15 protein-coding genes are annotated in these 13,972 nt (G+C 42.7%); all 15 read right to left on the bottom strand.

Translation table 11 applies throughout. From position 1 onward, the window contains the following. Position 1: 1 nt before the first annotated feature. Positions 2–658: a 30S ribosomal protein S3 gene (rpsC, locus tag Q3W56_RS16690; RefSeq protein WP_003225799.1), complete on the bottom strand. Its 657-nt coding sequence runs from the start codon at positions 656–658 to the stop codon at positions 2–4. 3 nt (positions 659–661) lie between these two features. Then, entirely contained in the window at positions 662–1,003 is a 342-nt protein-coding gene (rplV, locus tag Q3W56_RS16695) for a 50S ribosomal protein L22 (RefSeq protein ID WP_003156475.1), read from the bottom strand. A gap of 16 nt (positions 1,004–1,019) precedes the next feature. Continuing rightward, positions 1,020–1,298 carry a 30S ribosomal protein S19 gene (rpsS, locus tag Q3W56_RS16700; protein WP_003156472.1) on the bottom strand — a complete coding sequence of 93 codons (279 nt, stop codon included), beginning with the start codon at positions 1,296–1,298 and terminating at the stop codon, positions 1,020–1,022. Positions 1,299–1,355: 57 nt separating this feature from the next. After that, the gene (gene rplB, locus Q3W56_RS16705) at positions 1,356–2,189 is read right to left on the bottom strand and encodes a 50S ribosomal protein L2 (protein WP_003225795.1); all 834 of its coding nucleotides are present in this window, start codon (positions 2,187–2,189) and stop codon (positions 1,356–1,358) included. Between the two features lie 31 nt (positions 2,190–2,220). Then, positions 2,221–2,508, bottom strand: a complete 288-nt coding sequence (gene rplW / locus Q3W56_RS16710; RefSeq protein ID WP_003225793.1) for a 50S ribosomal protein L23 — start codon at positions 2,506–2,508, stop codon at positions 2,221–2,223. Continuing rightward, positions 2,508–3,131, bottom strand: coding sequence for a 50S ribosomal protein L4 (rplD, locus tag Q3W56_RS16715; RefSeq protein WP_003242004.1), 624 nt, complete (start codon positions 3,129–3,131; stop codon positions 2,508–2,510). Before rplD ends, rplW begins: the two co-directional genes overlap by 1 nt. Before the next feature lie 27 nt (positions 3,132–3,158). Next, complete coding sequence (gene rplC, locus Q3W56_RS16720) at positions 3,159–3,788, bottom strand: 50S ribosomal protein L3 (protein WP_003225791.1); 630 nt, start codon at positions 3,786–3,788, stop codon at positions 3,159–3,161. Positions 3,789–3,827: 39 nt separating this feature from the next. Continuing rightward, positions 3,828–4,136 (bottom strand): 30S ribosomal protein S10, encoded by a 309-nt coding sequence (gene rpsJ, locus Q3W56_RS16725; RefSeq protein WP_003156464.1) that lies wholly within the window; start codon positions 4,134–4,136, stop codon positions 3,828–3,830. Between the two features lie 237 nt (positions 4,137–4,373). Beyond that, positions 4,374–5,330 carry an alpha/beta fold hydrolase gene (locus Q3W56_RS16730; protein ID WP_302896235.1) on the bottom strand — a complete coding sequence of 319 codons (957 nt, stop codon included), beginning with the start codon at positions 5,328–5,330 and terminating at the stop codon, positions 4,374–4,376. Between the two features lie 98 nt (positions 5,331–5,428). Continuing rightward, positions 5,429–6,619, bottom strand: coding sequence for an elongation factor Tu (gene tuf / locus Q3W56_RS16735; RefSeq protein ID WP_003225787.1), 1,191 nt, complete (start codon positions 6,617–6,619; stop codon positions 5,429–5,431). A 119-nt stretch (positions 6,620–6,738) separates the two neighbouring features. Then, the gene (gene fusA, locus Q3W56_RS16740) at positions 6,739–8,805 is read right to left on the bottom strand and encodes an elongation factor G (protein ID WP_302896236.1); all 2,067 of its coding nucleotides are present in this window, start codon (positions 8,803–8,805) and stop codon (positions 6,739–6,741) included. A gap of 52 nt (positions 8,806–8,857) precedes the next feature. Continuing rightward, positions 8,858–9,328 carry a 30S ribosomal protein S7 gene (gene rpsG, locus Q3W56_RS16745; RefSeq protein ID WP_003225784.1) on the bottom strand — a complete coding sequence of 157 codons (471 nt, stop codon included), beginning with the start codon at positions 9,326–9,328 and terminating at the stop codon, positions 8,858–8,860. Between the two features lie 41 nt (positions 9,329–9,369). Then, entirely contained in the window at positions 9,370–9,786 is a 417-nt protein-coding gene (gene rpsL, locus Q3W56_RS16750) for a 30S ribosomal protein S12 (RefSeq protein WP_003225781.1), read from the bottom strand. A 113-nt stretch (positions 9,787–9,899) separates the two neighbouring features. Then, the gene (locus Q3W56_RS16755) at positions 9,900–10,148 is read right to left on the bottom strand and encodes a 50S ribosomal protein L7ae-like protein (protein ID WP_019713053.1); all 249 of its coding nucleotides are present in this window, start codon (positions 10,146–10,148) and stop codon (positions 9,900–9,902) included. A gap of 175 nt (positions 10,149–10,323) precedes the next feature. After that, a complete protein-coding gene (gene rpoC, locus Q3W56_RS16760; RefSeq protein ID WP_019713052.1) occupies positions 10,324–13,923 on the bottom strand; it encodes a DNA-directed RNA polymerase subunit beta' in 3,600 nt (1,199 codons plus the stop codon). Between the last annotated feature and the right edge of the window lie 49 nt (positions 13,924–13,972).

The following is a 13,972-nucleotide window of genomic DNA, read 5'->3' on the forward strand; positions in this document are numbered from 1 at the left end:
ATTATTTTCCTCCTTCCTCAGTTTTCTTCTTAGTAGGAAGAACCTCTCCACGATAGATCCAGACTTTCACACCAAGCTTACCGTAAGTAGTGTCAGCTTCAGATGTTGCATAGTCAATATCCGCACGTAATGTGTGCAATGGAACAGTTCCTTCACTGTAGTATTCAGAACGAGCGATATCTGCACCGCCAAGACGACCAGAAACCATTGTTTTCACACCTTGTGCTCCAGCGCGCATAGTACGTTGGATTTGTTGTTTCTGTGCACGGCGGAAAGAAACACGGTTTTCTAATTGACGAGCGATGTTGTCAGCAACTAGCTGTGCATCAAGATCTGCTCTTTTGATTTCAAGAATGTTAATGTGTACACGCTTGCCAGTAAGGCTGTTAAGGGCTTTGCGAAGTGATTCAACTTCAGAACCGCCTTTACCGATAACCATACCAGGCTTAGCTGTGTGGATCGTAATGTTAACGCGATTTGCTGCACGCTCGATTTCCACTTTAGAAACAGAAGCGTCAGAAAGGCGTTTGCTAATGTATTCACGAATTTTTAAATCTTCGTGCAGGAAGTCAGCGTAATCTTTACCAGCGTACCACTTAGATTCCCAATCACGAATGACCCCGATACGAAGACCGACTGGATTTACCTTTTGACCCACTACTTATCCCTCCTTCTTTTCTGATACAACGATTGTAATGTGGCTCGTACGTTTGTTGATTTGGCTCGCACGTCCCATAGCACGTGGGCGGAATCTTTTTAACGTAGGGCCTTCGTCAACGAATGCTTGAGAAATAACCAGGTTGTTAGCGTCCATTTCATAGTTATGCTCAGCATTTGCAATAGCGGATTTTAATACTTTCTCGATAATCGGAGAAGCAGCTCTTGGTGTAAGGTTCAAGATTGATACTGCCTCACCTACTTGCTTGCCTCGAATCAGGTCCATTACTAGACGTGCTTTACGAGGAGCAATACGGACTGTTCTTGCAACAGCTTTAGCTTGCATTTAAAAGCCTCCTCTCTTAGCGTCTTGTTTTTTTGTCATCACTAGCATGACCTTTGTACGTACGAGTTGGAGCGAATTCACCCAACTTGTGCCCTACCATATCTTCAGAGATGAATACAGGCACGTGTTTACGTCCGTCATAGACTGCGATTGTGTGACCAATAAACTGTGGGAAAATAGTAGAACGACGAGACCAAGTTTTTACGACTTGTTTCTTGTCTGTTTCATTTAATTTCTCGATTTTTGTCATCAAGTGTCCATCGACAAATGGTCCTTTTTTCAAGCTGCGAGCCATTTTGGAACCTCCCTTCGTGATTGCACTACGGTCCGAAGTGAACCGTAGACAACCCCGTTATTTATTTTTACGACGACGTACGATAAATTTATCGGATTTGTTCTTTTTCTTACGAGTCTTGAATCCAAGAGTCGGCTTGCCCCATGGAGACATTGGTGATTTACGTCCGATTGGCGCACGTCCTTCACCACCACCGTGTGGGTGATCGTTAGGGTTCATTACAGAACCACGAACTGTAGGACGGATGCCTTTCCAGCGAGAACGTCCAGCTTTACCAATGTTGATAAGTTCGTGTTGTTCGTTACCTACTTGACCGATAGAAGCACGGCAAGCAGAAAGAATCATGCGAACTTCTCCAGAGTTAAGACGTACAAGAACGTATTTACCTTCTTTACCAAGAACCTGTGCAGATGTACCAGCTGAACGTACAAGCTGTCCGCCTTTACCAGGTTTTAATTCAATGTTATGCACAACTGTACCAACAGGGATGTTGATAAGTGGAAGTGCATTACCTACTTTAATGTCAGCTTCAGGACCTGACATAATTTCAGTACCCACTTGAATTCCTTTAGGAGCAAGAATGTAACGTTTTTCTCCGTCTGCATAGTTGATTAGAGCGATGTTAGCTGAACGGTTTGGATCGTATTCAACTGTAGCAACGCGTCCAGGTATACCATCTTTATCGCGTTTGAAGTCGATAACACGGTATTGGCGTTTATGTCCGCCACCTTGGTGACGTACAGTCAGTTTACCTTGGTTGTTACGTCCGCCTTTTTTGTGAAGGGGAGCAAGCAAGGATTTTTCCGGCTTGTCAGTCGTGATTTCAGCAAAATCTGAAGTTGTCATACCACGACGTCCATTAGAGGTCGGTTTATACTTTTTAATCGCCATTTTGAATTTCCCTCCTTCTTTTTACAGATAATTAAGCTTCAAAAATTTCGATTTCTTTGCTGTCTGCAGTAAGTTTTACGATCGCTTTTCTGCGACGGCTAGTCATACCAGTATAGCGTCCAACACGTTTTGATTTACCTTTGTAGTTCATGATGTTGACTTTGTCAACTTTCACTCCAAAGATGCTTTCAACCGCGTCTTTCACTTCTGTTTTGTTAGCTCTTACATCAACTTCAAAAGTATATTTCTTTTCAGCCATTAAATCAGCAGAACGTTCAGTAATGACGGGGCGCTTTAGAACATCACGAGGATCTTTCATTATGCAAGCACCTCCTCTACTTTTTCAACCGCTGCTTTTGTAATCAGAAGCTTCTCGTGGTTGACAACGTCTAAAACGTTGATTCCGTTAGCTTCAACTACAGTAACTCCAGGAATGTTGCGAGCAGATAAAGCTACTGCTTCGTTAGCATCCGCAGTTACGATTAAAGCTTTTTTCTCAACAGATAATCCTTTAAGGATAGCTGCCATTTCTTTTGTTTTAGCCGTATCAAGAGTAAGATCTTCAAGTACGATGATGTTGTTGTCGTTTACTTTAGAAGACAATACTGATTTGATTGCCAAGCGGCGAACTTTTTTAGGTAATTTATAAGAATAGCTGCGTGGTGTTGGGCCGAATACGACACCACCTCCGCGCCATTGCGGTGAACGGATAGAACCTTGACGGGCACGTCCAGTACCTTTTTGACGCCATGGTTTACGACCTCCGCCGCGTACTTCAGAACGATTTTTTACTTTATGAGATCCTTGACGTAAGGAAGCTCTTTGCATAAGAATAGCGTCGAATACAACACTCTCATTTGGCTCGATACCAAATACAGAAGCGTTTAATTCGATGTCACCAGCAGTAGAACCGTTTTGGTTGTATAATGCTACTTTTGGCATGATCAATTTCCTCCTTTCCTAAGAGAGTTATTTAGATTTAACAGCACTTTTAACAGTGATTAAAGATTTCTTCGCACCAGGTACGTTACCTTTGATCAAAAGAAGATTGCGTTCTGCATCAACTTTTACGATTTCAAGGTTTTGAACAGTGATTTGCTCTCCGCCCATACGTCCAGGCAATAGTTTACCTTTGAATACACGGTTAGGATCTACAGGTCCCATTGAACCAGGACGACGGTGGTAGCGTGAACCGTGAGACATAGGTCCGCGAGATTGTCCGTGGCGCTTGATTGCACCTTGGAAACCTTTACCTTTAGATACTCCTGTTACATCTACGATTTCTCCAGCAGAGAAAATTTCAACCTTGACTTCCTGACCAACTTCATACGCATCCATTTCCACTCCGCGTAATTCTTTAACGAAGCGCTTAGGAGCAGTTTCCGCTTTTGCAACGTGCCCTTTTTCAGGTTTGTTAGAAAGCTTTTCACGCTTGTCGTCAAAACCAAGCTGGATTGCTTCGTAACCGTCGTTTTCAGTTGATTTCTTTTGAAGAACAACGTTTGGAGCAGCCTCGATAACAGTTACCGGAATAAGATCACCATTCTCAGCGAATACTTGCGTCATACCAATTTTTCTTCCTAAGATTCCTTTGGTCATTCGTCACACCTCCTATTAAGATCATTCTATATTTTAGAATTAAAGTTTGATTTCGATATCGACACCAGATGGTAAGTCTAATCGCATGAGAGCATCAACAGTTTGTGGTGTTGGGTTCACAATATCGATTAAACGTTTATGTGTACGCATTTCAAATTGCTCACGAGAATCTTTGTATTTGTGCACCGCACGAAGGATTGTGTAAACTGATTTTTCAGTTGGCAACGGGATCGGACCAGATACACTAGCACCAGAACGTTTTGCCGTTTCAACAATCTTCTCTGCAGATTGATCAAGGATTCTATGATCATATGCTTTCAAACGAATACGAATTTTTTGTTTTGCCATTATTTTCCCTCCTTTTCGCCTACATCAAGTTAGACAGTTCTCCGTGAGAAAAACCTGAACACCTTTGCCATGGCAAAGCGGCCGGGTGTGTCAGCAACCTCTCACTTCATCGCAGTCAAAGACCAACATACACCATTATACAGAATATAGACGTATGTTGCAAGACTTATTTAAAATATGCATGGTTTGCACACTTTTTTTATTATACAGGTGTTTTTCTTATTTATCAAGGACCTATCATAAGTGGTACAGTCCGTGGCGACTCAGTGTATTTGCGAATAATGACGGCTCCTCGATATGCGGGGTGTGAGCGGATTTCTCAAATTGAAACCAATGCTTTTCAGGTGCTATAAGCTCACGATAATACTGTTTCGATATTTCAGCAGGAACAATTAAATCATGTCTCCCCGAAATGAAAAAGCACGGTACTTTAATAGAAGGAACTGATTTAAATGCATTAAACCGGTATAACTCATCAGTTAAATGTTTTTTGCTGAAGTGCAATCCATTGAGGAAACTGTGCATGTTTCTTATCCCATACTCTTTGCCAGAAAGCATTTGAAATAATATAGCAAGAGATTGACGACGCTGGTGAGTGAATCCTCCCCTGCTCATCTCGACACACAACCGATAGATAAAGTGCTGGATATCCTTCTTCCAAGGTGGAGCGCCAATGAAACGTATGAGAGAGAATACGATACCTGCTTTCTTTGCAACAGAGATTTCACGTATATATTGATAAGCAGCTGATTCTTCATAGTGAGGATTAACAACCTGACTGATTCCGTAATAAGCATAAAACAAGTCCGGGCGCTGTTGCAGTACAAGAAGTGCCAGCAGCGTGCCCCACGAATGACCGGCAAGATACACTTTTGTTTTTGAAAAATAATCTAAGAGCCATTGAGTGACTTGAATTGTATCATTAATGAAATGACTTATTGTCATCGAGTGATGAGGAATTCGTTTTGAATATGAAAGCCCAGATCCTCTTTGATCCCAATGTACTATCGTGAAATGCTGTTCCAGCTCTTTTTGATAATGCCTAACATATCCGATTTGCGGCGCCCCCGGACCACCGTGTAAAAAAAGCAATATTGGATTTTTTACATCAGCCCCATTAATCATCAGCGTTTGCTTTGTATTTTCAATCCTCAGTTCTTTCATAATAGCGATTGAACTCTTTTCAGGAATCATAAAAATTAGCCTCTCAAATATGATAGATCCTATTATACAAGAAAAAGAAAAGCAAACAAAAAAGAGACCCACAAGGGGCCTCTTTTATAATCATACTATTACTCAGTGATTGTAGAAACAACGCCTGAACCAACAGTACGTCCGCCTTCACGAATAGAGAAACGAGTTCCTTCTTCGATAGCGATTGTAGAGATAAGTTCAACGTTCATTTCAGTGTTATCTCCAGGCATAACCATTTCTACGCCTTCTGGAAGATGGATGATACCAGTTACGTCAGTTGTACGGAAGTAGAACTGAGGACGGTAGTTAGAGAAGAATGGAGTATGACGTCCACCCTCTTCTTTAGAAAGAACGTAAACTTCAGCTTTGAATTTGCTGTGTGGAGTGATTGTACCTGGTTTAGCAAGTACTTGACCACGTTGGATTTCTTCACGAGATACACCGCGAAGAAGGGCACCAATGTTGTCACCAGCTTCAGCGTAATCAAGAAGCTTACGGAACATTTCAACACCTGTAACAGTTGTTTTCTTGTTTTCTTCTTGAAGACCGATGATTTCAACTTCGTCACCGACTTTAACTTGTCCGCGTTCTACACGTCCAGTTGCAACTGTACCACGACCAGTGATTGAGAATACGTCCTCAACTGGCATCATGAATGGTTTTTCAGTGTCACGTTCTGGAGTTGGGATGTACTCATCAACTGCATCCATAAGTTCGAAGATTTTTGCTTCGTAATCAGCGTCACCTTCAAGAGCTTTAAGAGCAGAACCTTTGATTACTGGTACATCATCACCAGGGAAGTCGTATTCGCTAAGAAGATCGCGAACTTCCATTTCAACTAGTTCAAGAAGCTCTTCGTCGTCTACCATGTCGCATTTGTTTAAGAATACAACGATGTATGGTACACCAACGTTTTTAGAAAGAAGGATGTGCTCACGAGTTTGTGGCATTGGGCCATCAGCAGCAGATACTACTAGGATAGCTCCGTCCATTTGCGCAGCACCAGTGATCATGTTTTTAACATAGTCAGCGTGTCCTGGGCAGTCAACGTGTGCATAGTGACGAGTTTCAGTTTCGTACTCAACGTGTGCAGTAGAGATTGTGATACCGCGCTCGCGTTCTTCTGGTGCACCATCAATTTGATCGTACGCCATAGCTGTACCTTTACCAGATTTCTTATGAAGTACTGTTGTGATAGCAGCAGTTAAAGTTGTTTTACCATGGTCAACGTGTCCAATTGTACCAATATTGGCATGTGATTTGGAACGGTCGAATTTTTCTTTAGCCATTCTAAAATCCTCCTTAAGAGCTTTTAATTAGTAATGTATAGAGTGATAGGAAGTGAAAGAAAGCTTTCACTTCCTCATCTTACAATAGTAGTTATACTTGAGTTAAGAGGCAAAATCAATTATTCGCCTTTATTTTTTTTGATAATTTCTTCTGAAACGCTCTTCGGCACTTCTTCGTAGTGATCCATGAACATAGTAAACGTACCGCGACCTTGCGTATTAGAACGAAGTGCAGTAGCGTACCCGAACATTTCAGCAAGAGGAACCATAGCGCGTACAACTTGAGCGTTACCGCGTGCTTCCATACCTTCTACGCGTCCGCGACGTGAAGTAATATCACCCATGTATTCTTCCGGAATAACCACTTCTACTTTCATGATTGGCTCAAGAAGAACTGGGTTACATTTGCTGACTGCATTTTTCAATGCCATAGAAGCAGCAACTTTAAATGCCATTTCGTTTGAGTCAACATCATGGTAAGAACCATCGAAAAGTTTTGCTTTAATGTCGATAAGCGGGAAGCCTGCTAGTACACCATTTTCAAGTGCATCTTCCAGACCTGCTTGAACAGCTGGGATGTATTCACGTGGAACTACCCCACCGACAATCGCATTTTCAAATTCAAAGCCAGCGCCTTCTTCGTTTGGTTCAAATTCGATCCAAACGTGTCCGAACTGACCGCGTCCACCAGACTGACGTACGAATTTACCTTCAACTTTTGCACCGGTACGGAATGTTTCACGGTACGCAACCTGAGGGGCACCAACATTGGCTTCTACTTTAAATTCGCGTTTCATACGGTCAACAATGATATCGAGGTGAAGTTCACCCATACCAGAGATGATCGTTTGGCCAGTTTCTGGGTTTGTTTGAGTACGGAATGTAGGATCTTCTTCAGCAAGTTTTGCTAAAGCGATACCCATTTTATCTTGGTCAGCTTTTGATTTAGGCTCAATAGCAACGTCGATAACTGGTTCTGGGAATTCCATTGATTCAAGGATAACAAGATCCTTCTCATCACATAGAGTATCTCCAGTTGTTGTATCTTTTAGACCTACAGCAGCTGCGATATCTCCTGCGTAAACAGTAGCAATTTCTTCACGGCTGTTAGCGTGCATTTGAAGGATACGTCCAACGCGCTCACGTTTGCCTTTAGTAGAGTTTTTCACGTATGAACCGGAATCAAGTGTTCCAGAGTACACACGGAAGAACGTCAACTTACCAACGTAAGGGTCAGTCATAACTTTAAATGCTAATGCAGAGAATGGCTCTTCATCAGAAGAATGACGCTCAATCTCTTCATTTGTGTCAGGACGTGTACCTTTGATTGCAGCAACGTCAGTTGGTGCAGGAAGGTAGTCAAGAACAGCATCAAGTACTAGTTGAACACCTTTGTTTTTGAAGGCAGAGCCAACAAGAACAGGGTAGAATTCAACATTCAATGTACCTTTACGAATGCCTGCTTTTAACTCGTCAATCGTAATTTCTTCGCCCTCAAGGTACTTATCCATAAGCTCTTCATCAAGCTCACAAACAGCTTCAATGAGGCTGTTGCGAAGCTCTTCAGCTTGCTCTTTGTACTCTTCAGGGATTTCTTTCGCATCAGAACGTGTTCCGAGGTCATCTTCGTAGTAATACGCAACGTTTTCTACAAGGTCGATGATACCTTCGAAGTTATCTTCAGCACCGATCGGCAACTGAATTGCATGAGCGTTTGCTTGAAGACGGTCTCTTAAAGTTCCTACAGAGTAAAGGAAGTCTGCACCGATTTTGTCCATTTTGTTAACAAAAACGATACGCGGTACTCCGTAAGTTGTTGCCTGACGCCAAACAGTTTCTGTTTGAGGCTCAACGCCTGATTGTGCGTCAAGTACAGCAACAGCACCATCAAGTACACGAAGAGAACGTTCAACTTCAACTGTGAAGTCTACGTGTCCTGGAGTATCGATGATGTTTACGCGGTATCCTTTCCACTGTGCAGTTGTCGCAGCGGAAGTGATTGTGATACCACGTTCTTGTTCCTGCTCCATCCAGTCCATTTGTGAAGCTCCTTCATGAGTTTCACCAATTTTGTGGATACGACCAGTGTAGAACAAGATACGTTCTGTAGTAGTCGTTTTACCGGCATCAATGTGAGCCATGATCCCGATATTACGAGTTTTGTCTAAGGAGAACTCTCTTGCCATTGGGTAATTTCTCCTTCCTTATTGGGAAATTGTGTTTTTTAGTATATAAATCCTACCAACGATAGTGAGCAAATGCTTTGTTTGCTTCAGCCATCTTATGAGTATCTTCACGTTTCTTAACAGCAGCACCAGTATTGTTAGCTGCGTCAAGGATTTCGTTAGCTAAACGCTCTTCCATCGTTTTTTCTCCGCGAAGACGAGCGTAGTTTACTAACCAGCGAAGTCCAAGAGTCGTACGACGTTCAGGACGAACTTCTACAGGAACTTGGTAGTTCGCACCACCTACACGGCGTGCTTTTACTTCAAGTACAGGCATGATGTTTTTCAATGCTTGTTCGAAAACCTCCATTGCATCATTGCCAGTACGTTCTTTAATGATATCGAATGACTTGTATAGGATTGTTTGAGACTTACCTTTTTTACCATCGATCATCATTTTGTTGATTAGACGAGATACAAGCTTAGAGTTGTAAATCGGATCAGGTAAAACGTCTCTTTTTGCTACAGGACCTTTACGTGGCATCTGAATATCCTCCCTTCATCAATTATGCGTATTTTCGTTTATTATTTTGCTTTAGGTTTTTTCGTACCGTATTTAGAACGGCCTTGTGCACGGTTTTCAACTCCAGCAGTGTCAAGCGCACCACGAACGATGTGGTAGCGTACCCCTGGTAAGTCTTTTACACGTCCGCCACGGATAAGTACAACACTGTGCTCTTGCAGGTTGTGACCGATACCAGGAATATAAGCAGTAACCTCGATTCCGTTAGTTAAACGAACACGAGCATATTTACGAAGTGCTGAGTTCGGTTTTTTCGGTGTCATTGTACCAACACGAGTACATACCCCGCGTTTTTGTGGAGAAGATACGTTAGTGTGCTCTTTTTTAAAGCTGTTGTATCCTTTGTTAAGTGCAGGAGACTTTGAGTTTTCTACTTTACTCACGCGTCCTTTGCGAATTAGCTGATTAATTGTAGGCATGTATTTTTCCTCCCTTCATTACGTTTTATAACCCACATACCCAGGTGGTTCATCAAAAGGCAAAAAACAATGTCTTTACACAAGAACAATTCTTACGCAAAAACAAAAGTACGTTATAAAATAATGGCAACAGCGGCTGCTCCTACCTCAATTCCGCAGGCTTTGCCGAGCTTTTTCATGGATTCAACCATTGAGACAGAGATACCTTGATCTTCCGCAAGTGAAACAACACTTGACGTGAGTAGCGGATCTGCGTCTTTTGCAACGACTACTTCCTTTACTGAACCTCGTTTTAGAGCTTTCACTGTTTGCTTCGTACCAATAATAATTGATTTGGCCTGTGATACTTTATCATAAGACATAAACATATCCTCCAAAGTAACAGGTTTATTTCGAGCACCTTGGTTATATTATCATTCTAGGAGGCGAATGTCAACAAGGTATGACAATTTTTAGTTTCGCACTTCTCATAGAGTGATTTTTTATTAATTATTGCTGAAAGACTGCTTTTACAGTCTTTCAGCAACATTAAATCAGTTACTCAACCGGAACCATATCTTCAGTCGGCTGAACATTTGAAACTGGTTTTACTTTACGGTATTTCATCATACCTGTACCAGCTGGAACAAGCTTACCGATGATAACATTCTCTTTCAAGCCAAGAAGCTCATCACGCTTACCTTTGATCGCTGCGTCTGTAAGGACACGTGTTGTTTCCTGGAAGGAAGCAGCAGATAAGAATGAATCAGTTTCAAGAGATGCTTTTGTAATACCGAGCAAGACAGGACGCCCTGTAGCAGGACGATTGCCTTCAAGCAATACCTTTTTGTTTGCTTCAGTAAATTGGTGAATATCAAGCAATGTACCTGGAAGTACATCAGTGTCACCGGCGTCAATTACGCGGACTTTGCGAAGCATCTGGCGAACCATTACTTCTACGTGTTTATCGCCGATTTCAACACCCTGCATACGGTAAACCTTTTGAACTTCATGGAGAAGATACTCTTGAACAGTAGTCAGGTCAGTCACTTTAAGAAGCTCTTTCGGATCGATTGAACCTTCTGTCAGTACTTGGCCTCGAGTAATTTTATCTCCTTCCGCTACTTTCAGGCGGGAGTTATAAGGTGCCGTATAAGAACGTGTTTCCACTGCGCCTTGAACCACAATTTCCTGTTGCTTATCACGAACTTCATTGATCTCAACGACTGTACCGTCGATTTCTGTAATTGTTGCCTGACCTTTCGGATTACGCGCTTCGAAAAGCTCTTGGATACGCGGAAGACCCTGTGTGATATCGTCTCCGGCAACCCCGCCTGTATGGAATGTACGCATTGTTAACTGTGTACCAGGCTCACCGATTGATTGGGCAGCAATGATACCGACAGCTTCACCGACTTCGACATCGGAGCCAGTTGCAAGATTTCGGCCATAGCATCGTTTACATACACCATGTGGCGTATTACATGTGAAGGCAGAACGGATCCACACTTCTTCAATGCCGGCTTCAACAATCTCCAGTGCTTTATCTTCATCGATTAGTTCGTTTTCATTTACAAGCACTTCACCTGTTTCAGGGTGTTTCACTTGTTTTCTTGCAAAACGGCCAATTAAGCGTTCTTCTAAGCGCTCAATTGTTTCAGTTCCTTCTTTAAGAGGCTTAGCAAGAATGCCTCGGTCAGTTCCGCAATCAGTTTCACGAATGATAACATCCTGCGCAACGTCAACGAGACGGCGTGTAAGGTAACCTGAGTCAGCAGTTTTAAGGGCGGTATCGGCAAGACCTTTACGCGCACCGTGAGTGGAGATAAAGTACTCCAATACTGTCAGACCTTCACGGAAACTTGATTTGATCGGTAATTCAATGATACGTCCAGCCGGGTTGGCCATCAGGCCGCGCATTCCGGCAAGCTGCGTAAAGTTAGACGCGTTACCACGGGCACCAGAGTCACTCATCATGTAAATCGGGTTGAGCTCATCAAGTGATTTCATCAGTTTGCCTTGGATAACGTCTTTTGCAGCACTCCAGATAGAGATAACTCTCTCATAGCGTTCTTCTTCAGTGATTAGACCACGTCGGAATTGCTTCATGACGTTATCAACTTTGCCTTGCGCTTCCTCAAGAATTTCTTGTTTATCATCGAGTACGACGATGTCAGAAACCCCAACTGTAATACCAGCTTTTGTTGAATATTTGAAACCTAGGTTTTTCATGCGGTCAAGCATTTTAGACGTCTCCGTGATATGGAATCGTTTAAAGATTTCCGCGATGATTTTACCCAGAATACCTTTTTTAAACGGTGCATTGATTGGCTGTTGTTCAATAACAGCTTTTACATCGGCACCTTTTTCTAAGAAGAAACGGTCAGGTGTTTTCTCTTCAATGTTGCTCTTCGTTGGTTCATTCATGTAAGGGAATGATTCCGGCAGAATTTCATTGAAGACAAGCTTACCGACAGTTGTAATTAACAGTTTTGAACGCTGTTCTTCCGTAAATGTCACATTCTTAAGCGAGTTAGCTGCAACAGCTACTCTCGTATGAAGGTGAACATATCCGTTTTGATAAGCAAGAAGCGCTTCGTCTGTATTCTTGAAGACCATACCTTCACCGACAGCACCGGCACGCTCAAGTGTCAGGTAATAGTTACCCAGTACCATATCCTGAGACGGTGTTACAACCGGTTTACCATCTTTAGGGTTCAAGATGTTTTGAGCAGCAAGCATCAAGATGCGTGCTTCAGCTTGAGCTTCAGCAGATAGTGGTACGTGAACCGCCATTTGGTCACCGTCAAAGTCAGCGTTGTAGGCTGTACATACGAGCGGGTGAAGACGGATTGCACGTCCTTCAACTAGCGTTGGTTCGAACGCTTGGATACCTAATCTGTGAAGTGTAGGGGCACGGTTCAGAAGTACCGGATGCTCCTTAATAACTGATTCCAATACATCCCATACTTCAGGCTGTACGCGCTCAATTTTACGTTTCGCACTCTTAATGTTGTGAGCAAGACCTTTTTCAACAAGCTCTTTCATAACGAAAGGTTTGAAAAGTTCAAGCGCCATTTCCTTTGGTAATCCGCATTGATACATTTTCAAATGAGGACCAACGACGATTACAGAACGTCCAGAGTAATCGACACGTTTACCAAGAAGGTTTTGACGGAAACGACCTTGCTTCCCTTTCAACATGTGAGAAAGAGATTTTAACGGTCTGTTACCAGGACCTGTTACAGGGCGTCCGCGGCGGCCGTTGTCAATTAAAGCATCGACAGCCTCTTGAAGCATACGCTTTTCATTTTGAACAATGATGCTAGGCGCACCAAGGTCCAAAAGGCGTTTCAAACGATTGTTACGGTTGATGACACGACGGTAAAGGTCATTCAAATCAGAAGTCGCAAAACGTCCGCCATCTAGCTGAACCATCGGTCTAAGCTCTGGAGGAATAACAGGAAGCACATCAAGGATCATCCAAGAAGGCTTGTTTCCTGAGTTACGGAAGGCTTCTAACACTTCAAGACGTTTGATCGCACGAGTACGGCGCTGTCCTTGTGAAGTTTTCAGCTCTTCTTTTAACATATCAACTTCTTTTACAAGATCGATATCTTGAAGAAGTTTATGAATCGCTTCTGCACCCATAGACGCTTGGAACTTATTACCGTATTTATCAAGATAAGCACGATATTCTTTTTCAGACAGAAGCTGTTTCTTTTCAAGCGGTGTGTTTGCCGGATCAGTTACAACGTAAGAAGCAAAGTAAATGACTTCTTCTAAAGCACGAGGTGACATATCCAGCACAAGACCCATACGGCTTGGAATACCTTTGAAATACCAAATGTGGGAAACTGGGGCAGCCAGTTCAATGTGCCCCATTCTCTCACGACGGACTTTAGCCCGTGTTACTTCGACTCCGCAGCGGTCACAAACTACGCCTTTATAACGAACTCGCTTGTACTTCCCGCAATGACATTCCCAGTCCTTAGTCGGTCCGAAAATGCGTTCGCAGAATAGACCGTCCTTTTCAGGTTTTAACGTACGATAGTTTATCGTTTCAGGCTTTTTCACTTCACCAAAAGACCATGAACGGATTTTATCCGGTGAAGCAAGACCGATGTTCATATACTCAAAATTGTTCACATCTAGCAAGGGGCCTACCTCCCTTTTTATCTTCGGATTAACCGATGTCACTTGCCTT

This window comes from Bacillus sp. C28GYM-DRY-1, assembly GCF_030519405.1.
GTDB lineage: Bacteria > Bacillota > Bacilli > Bacillales > Bacillaceae > Bacillus > Bacillus spizizenii_A.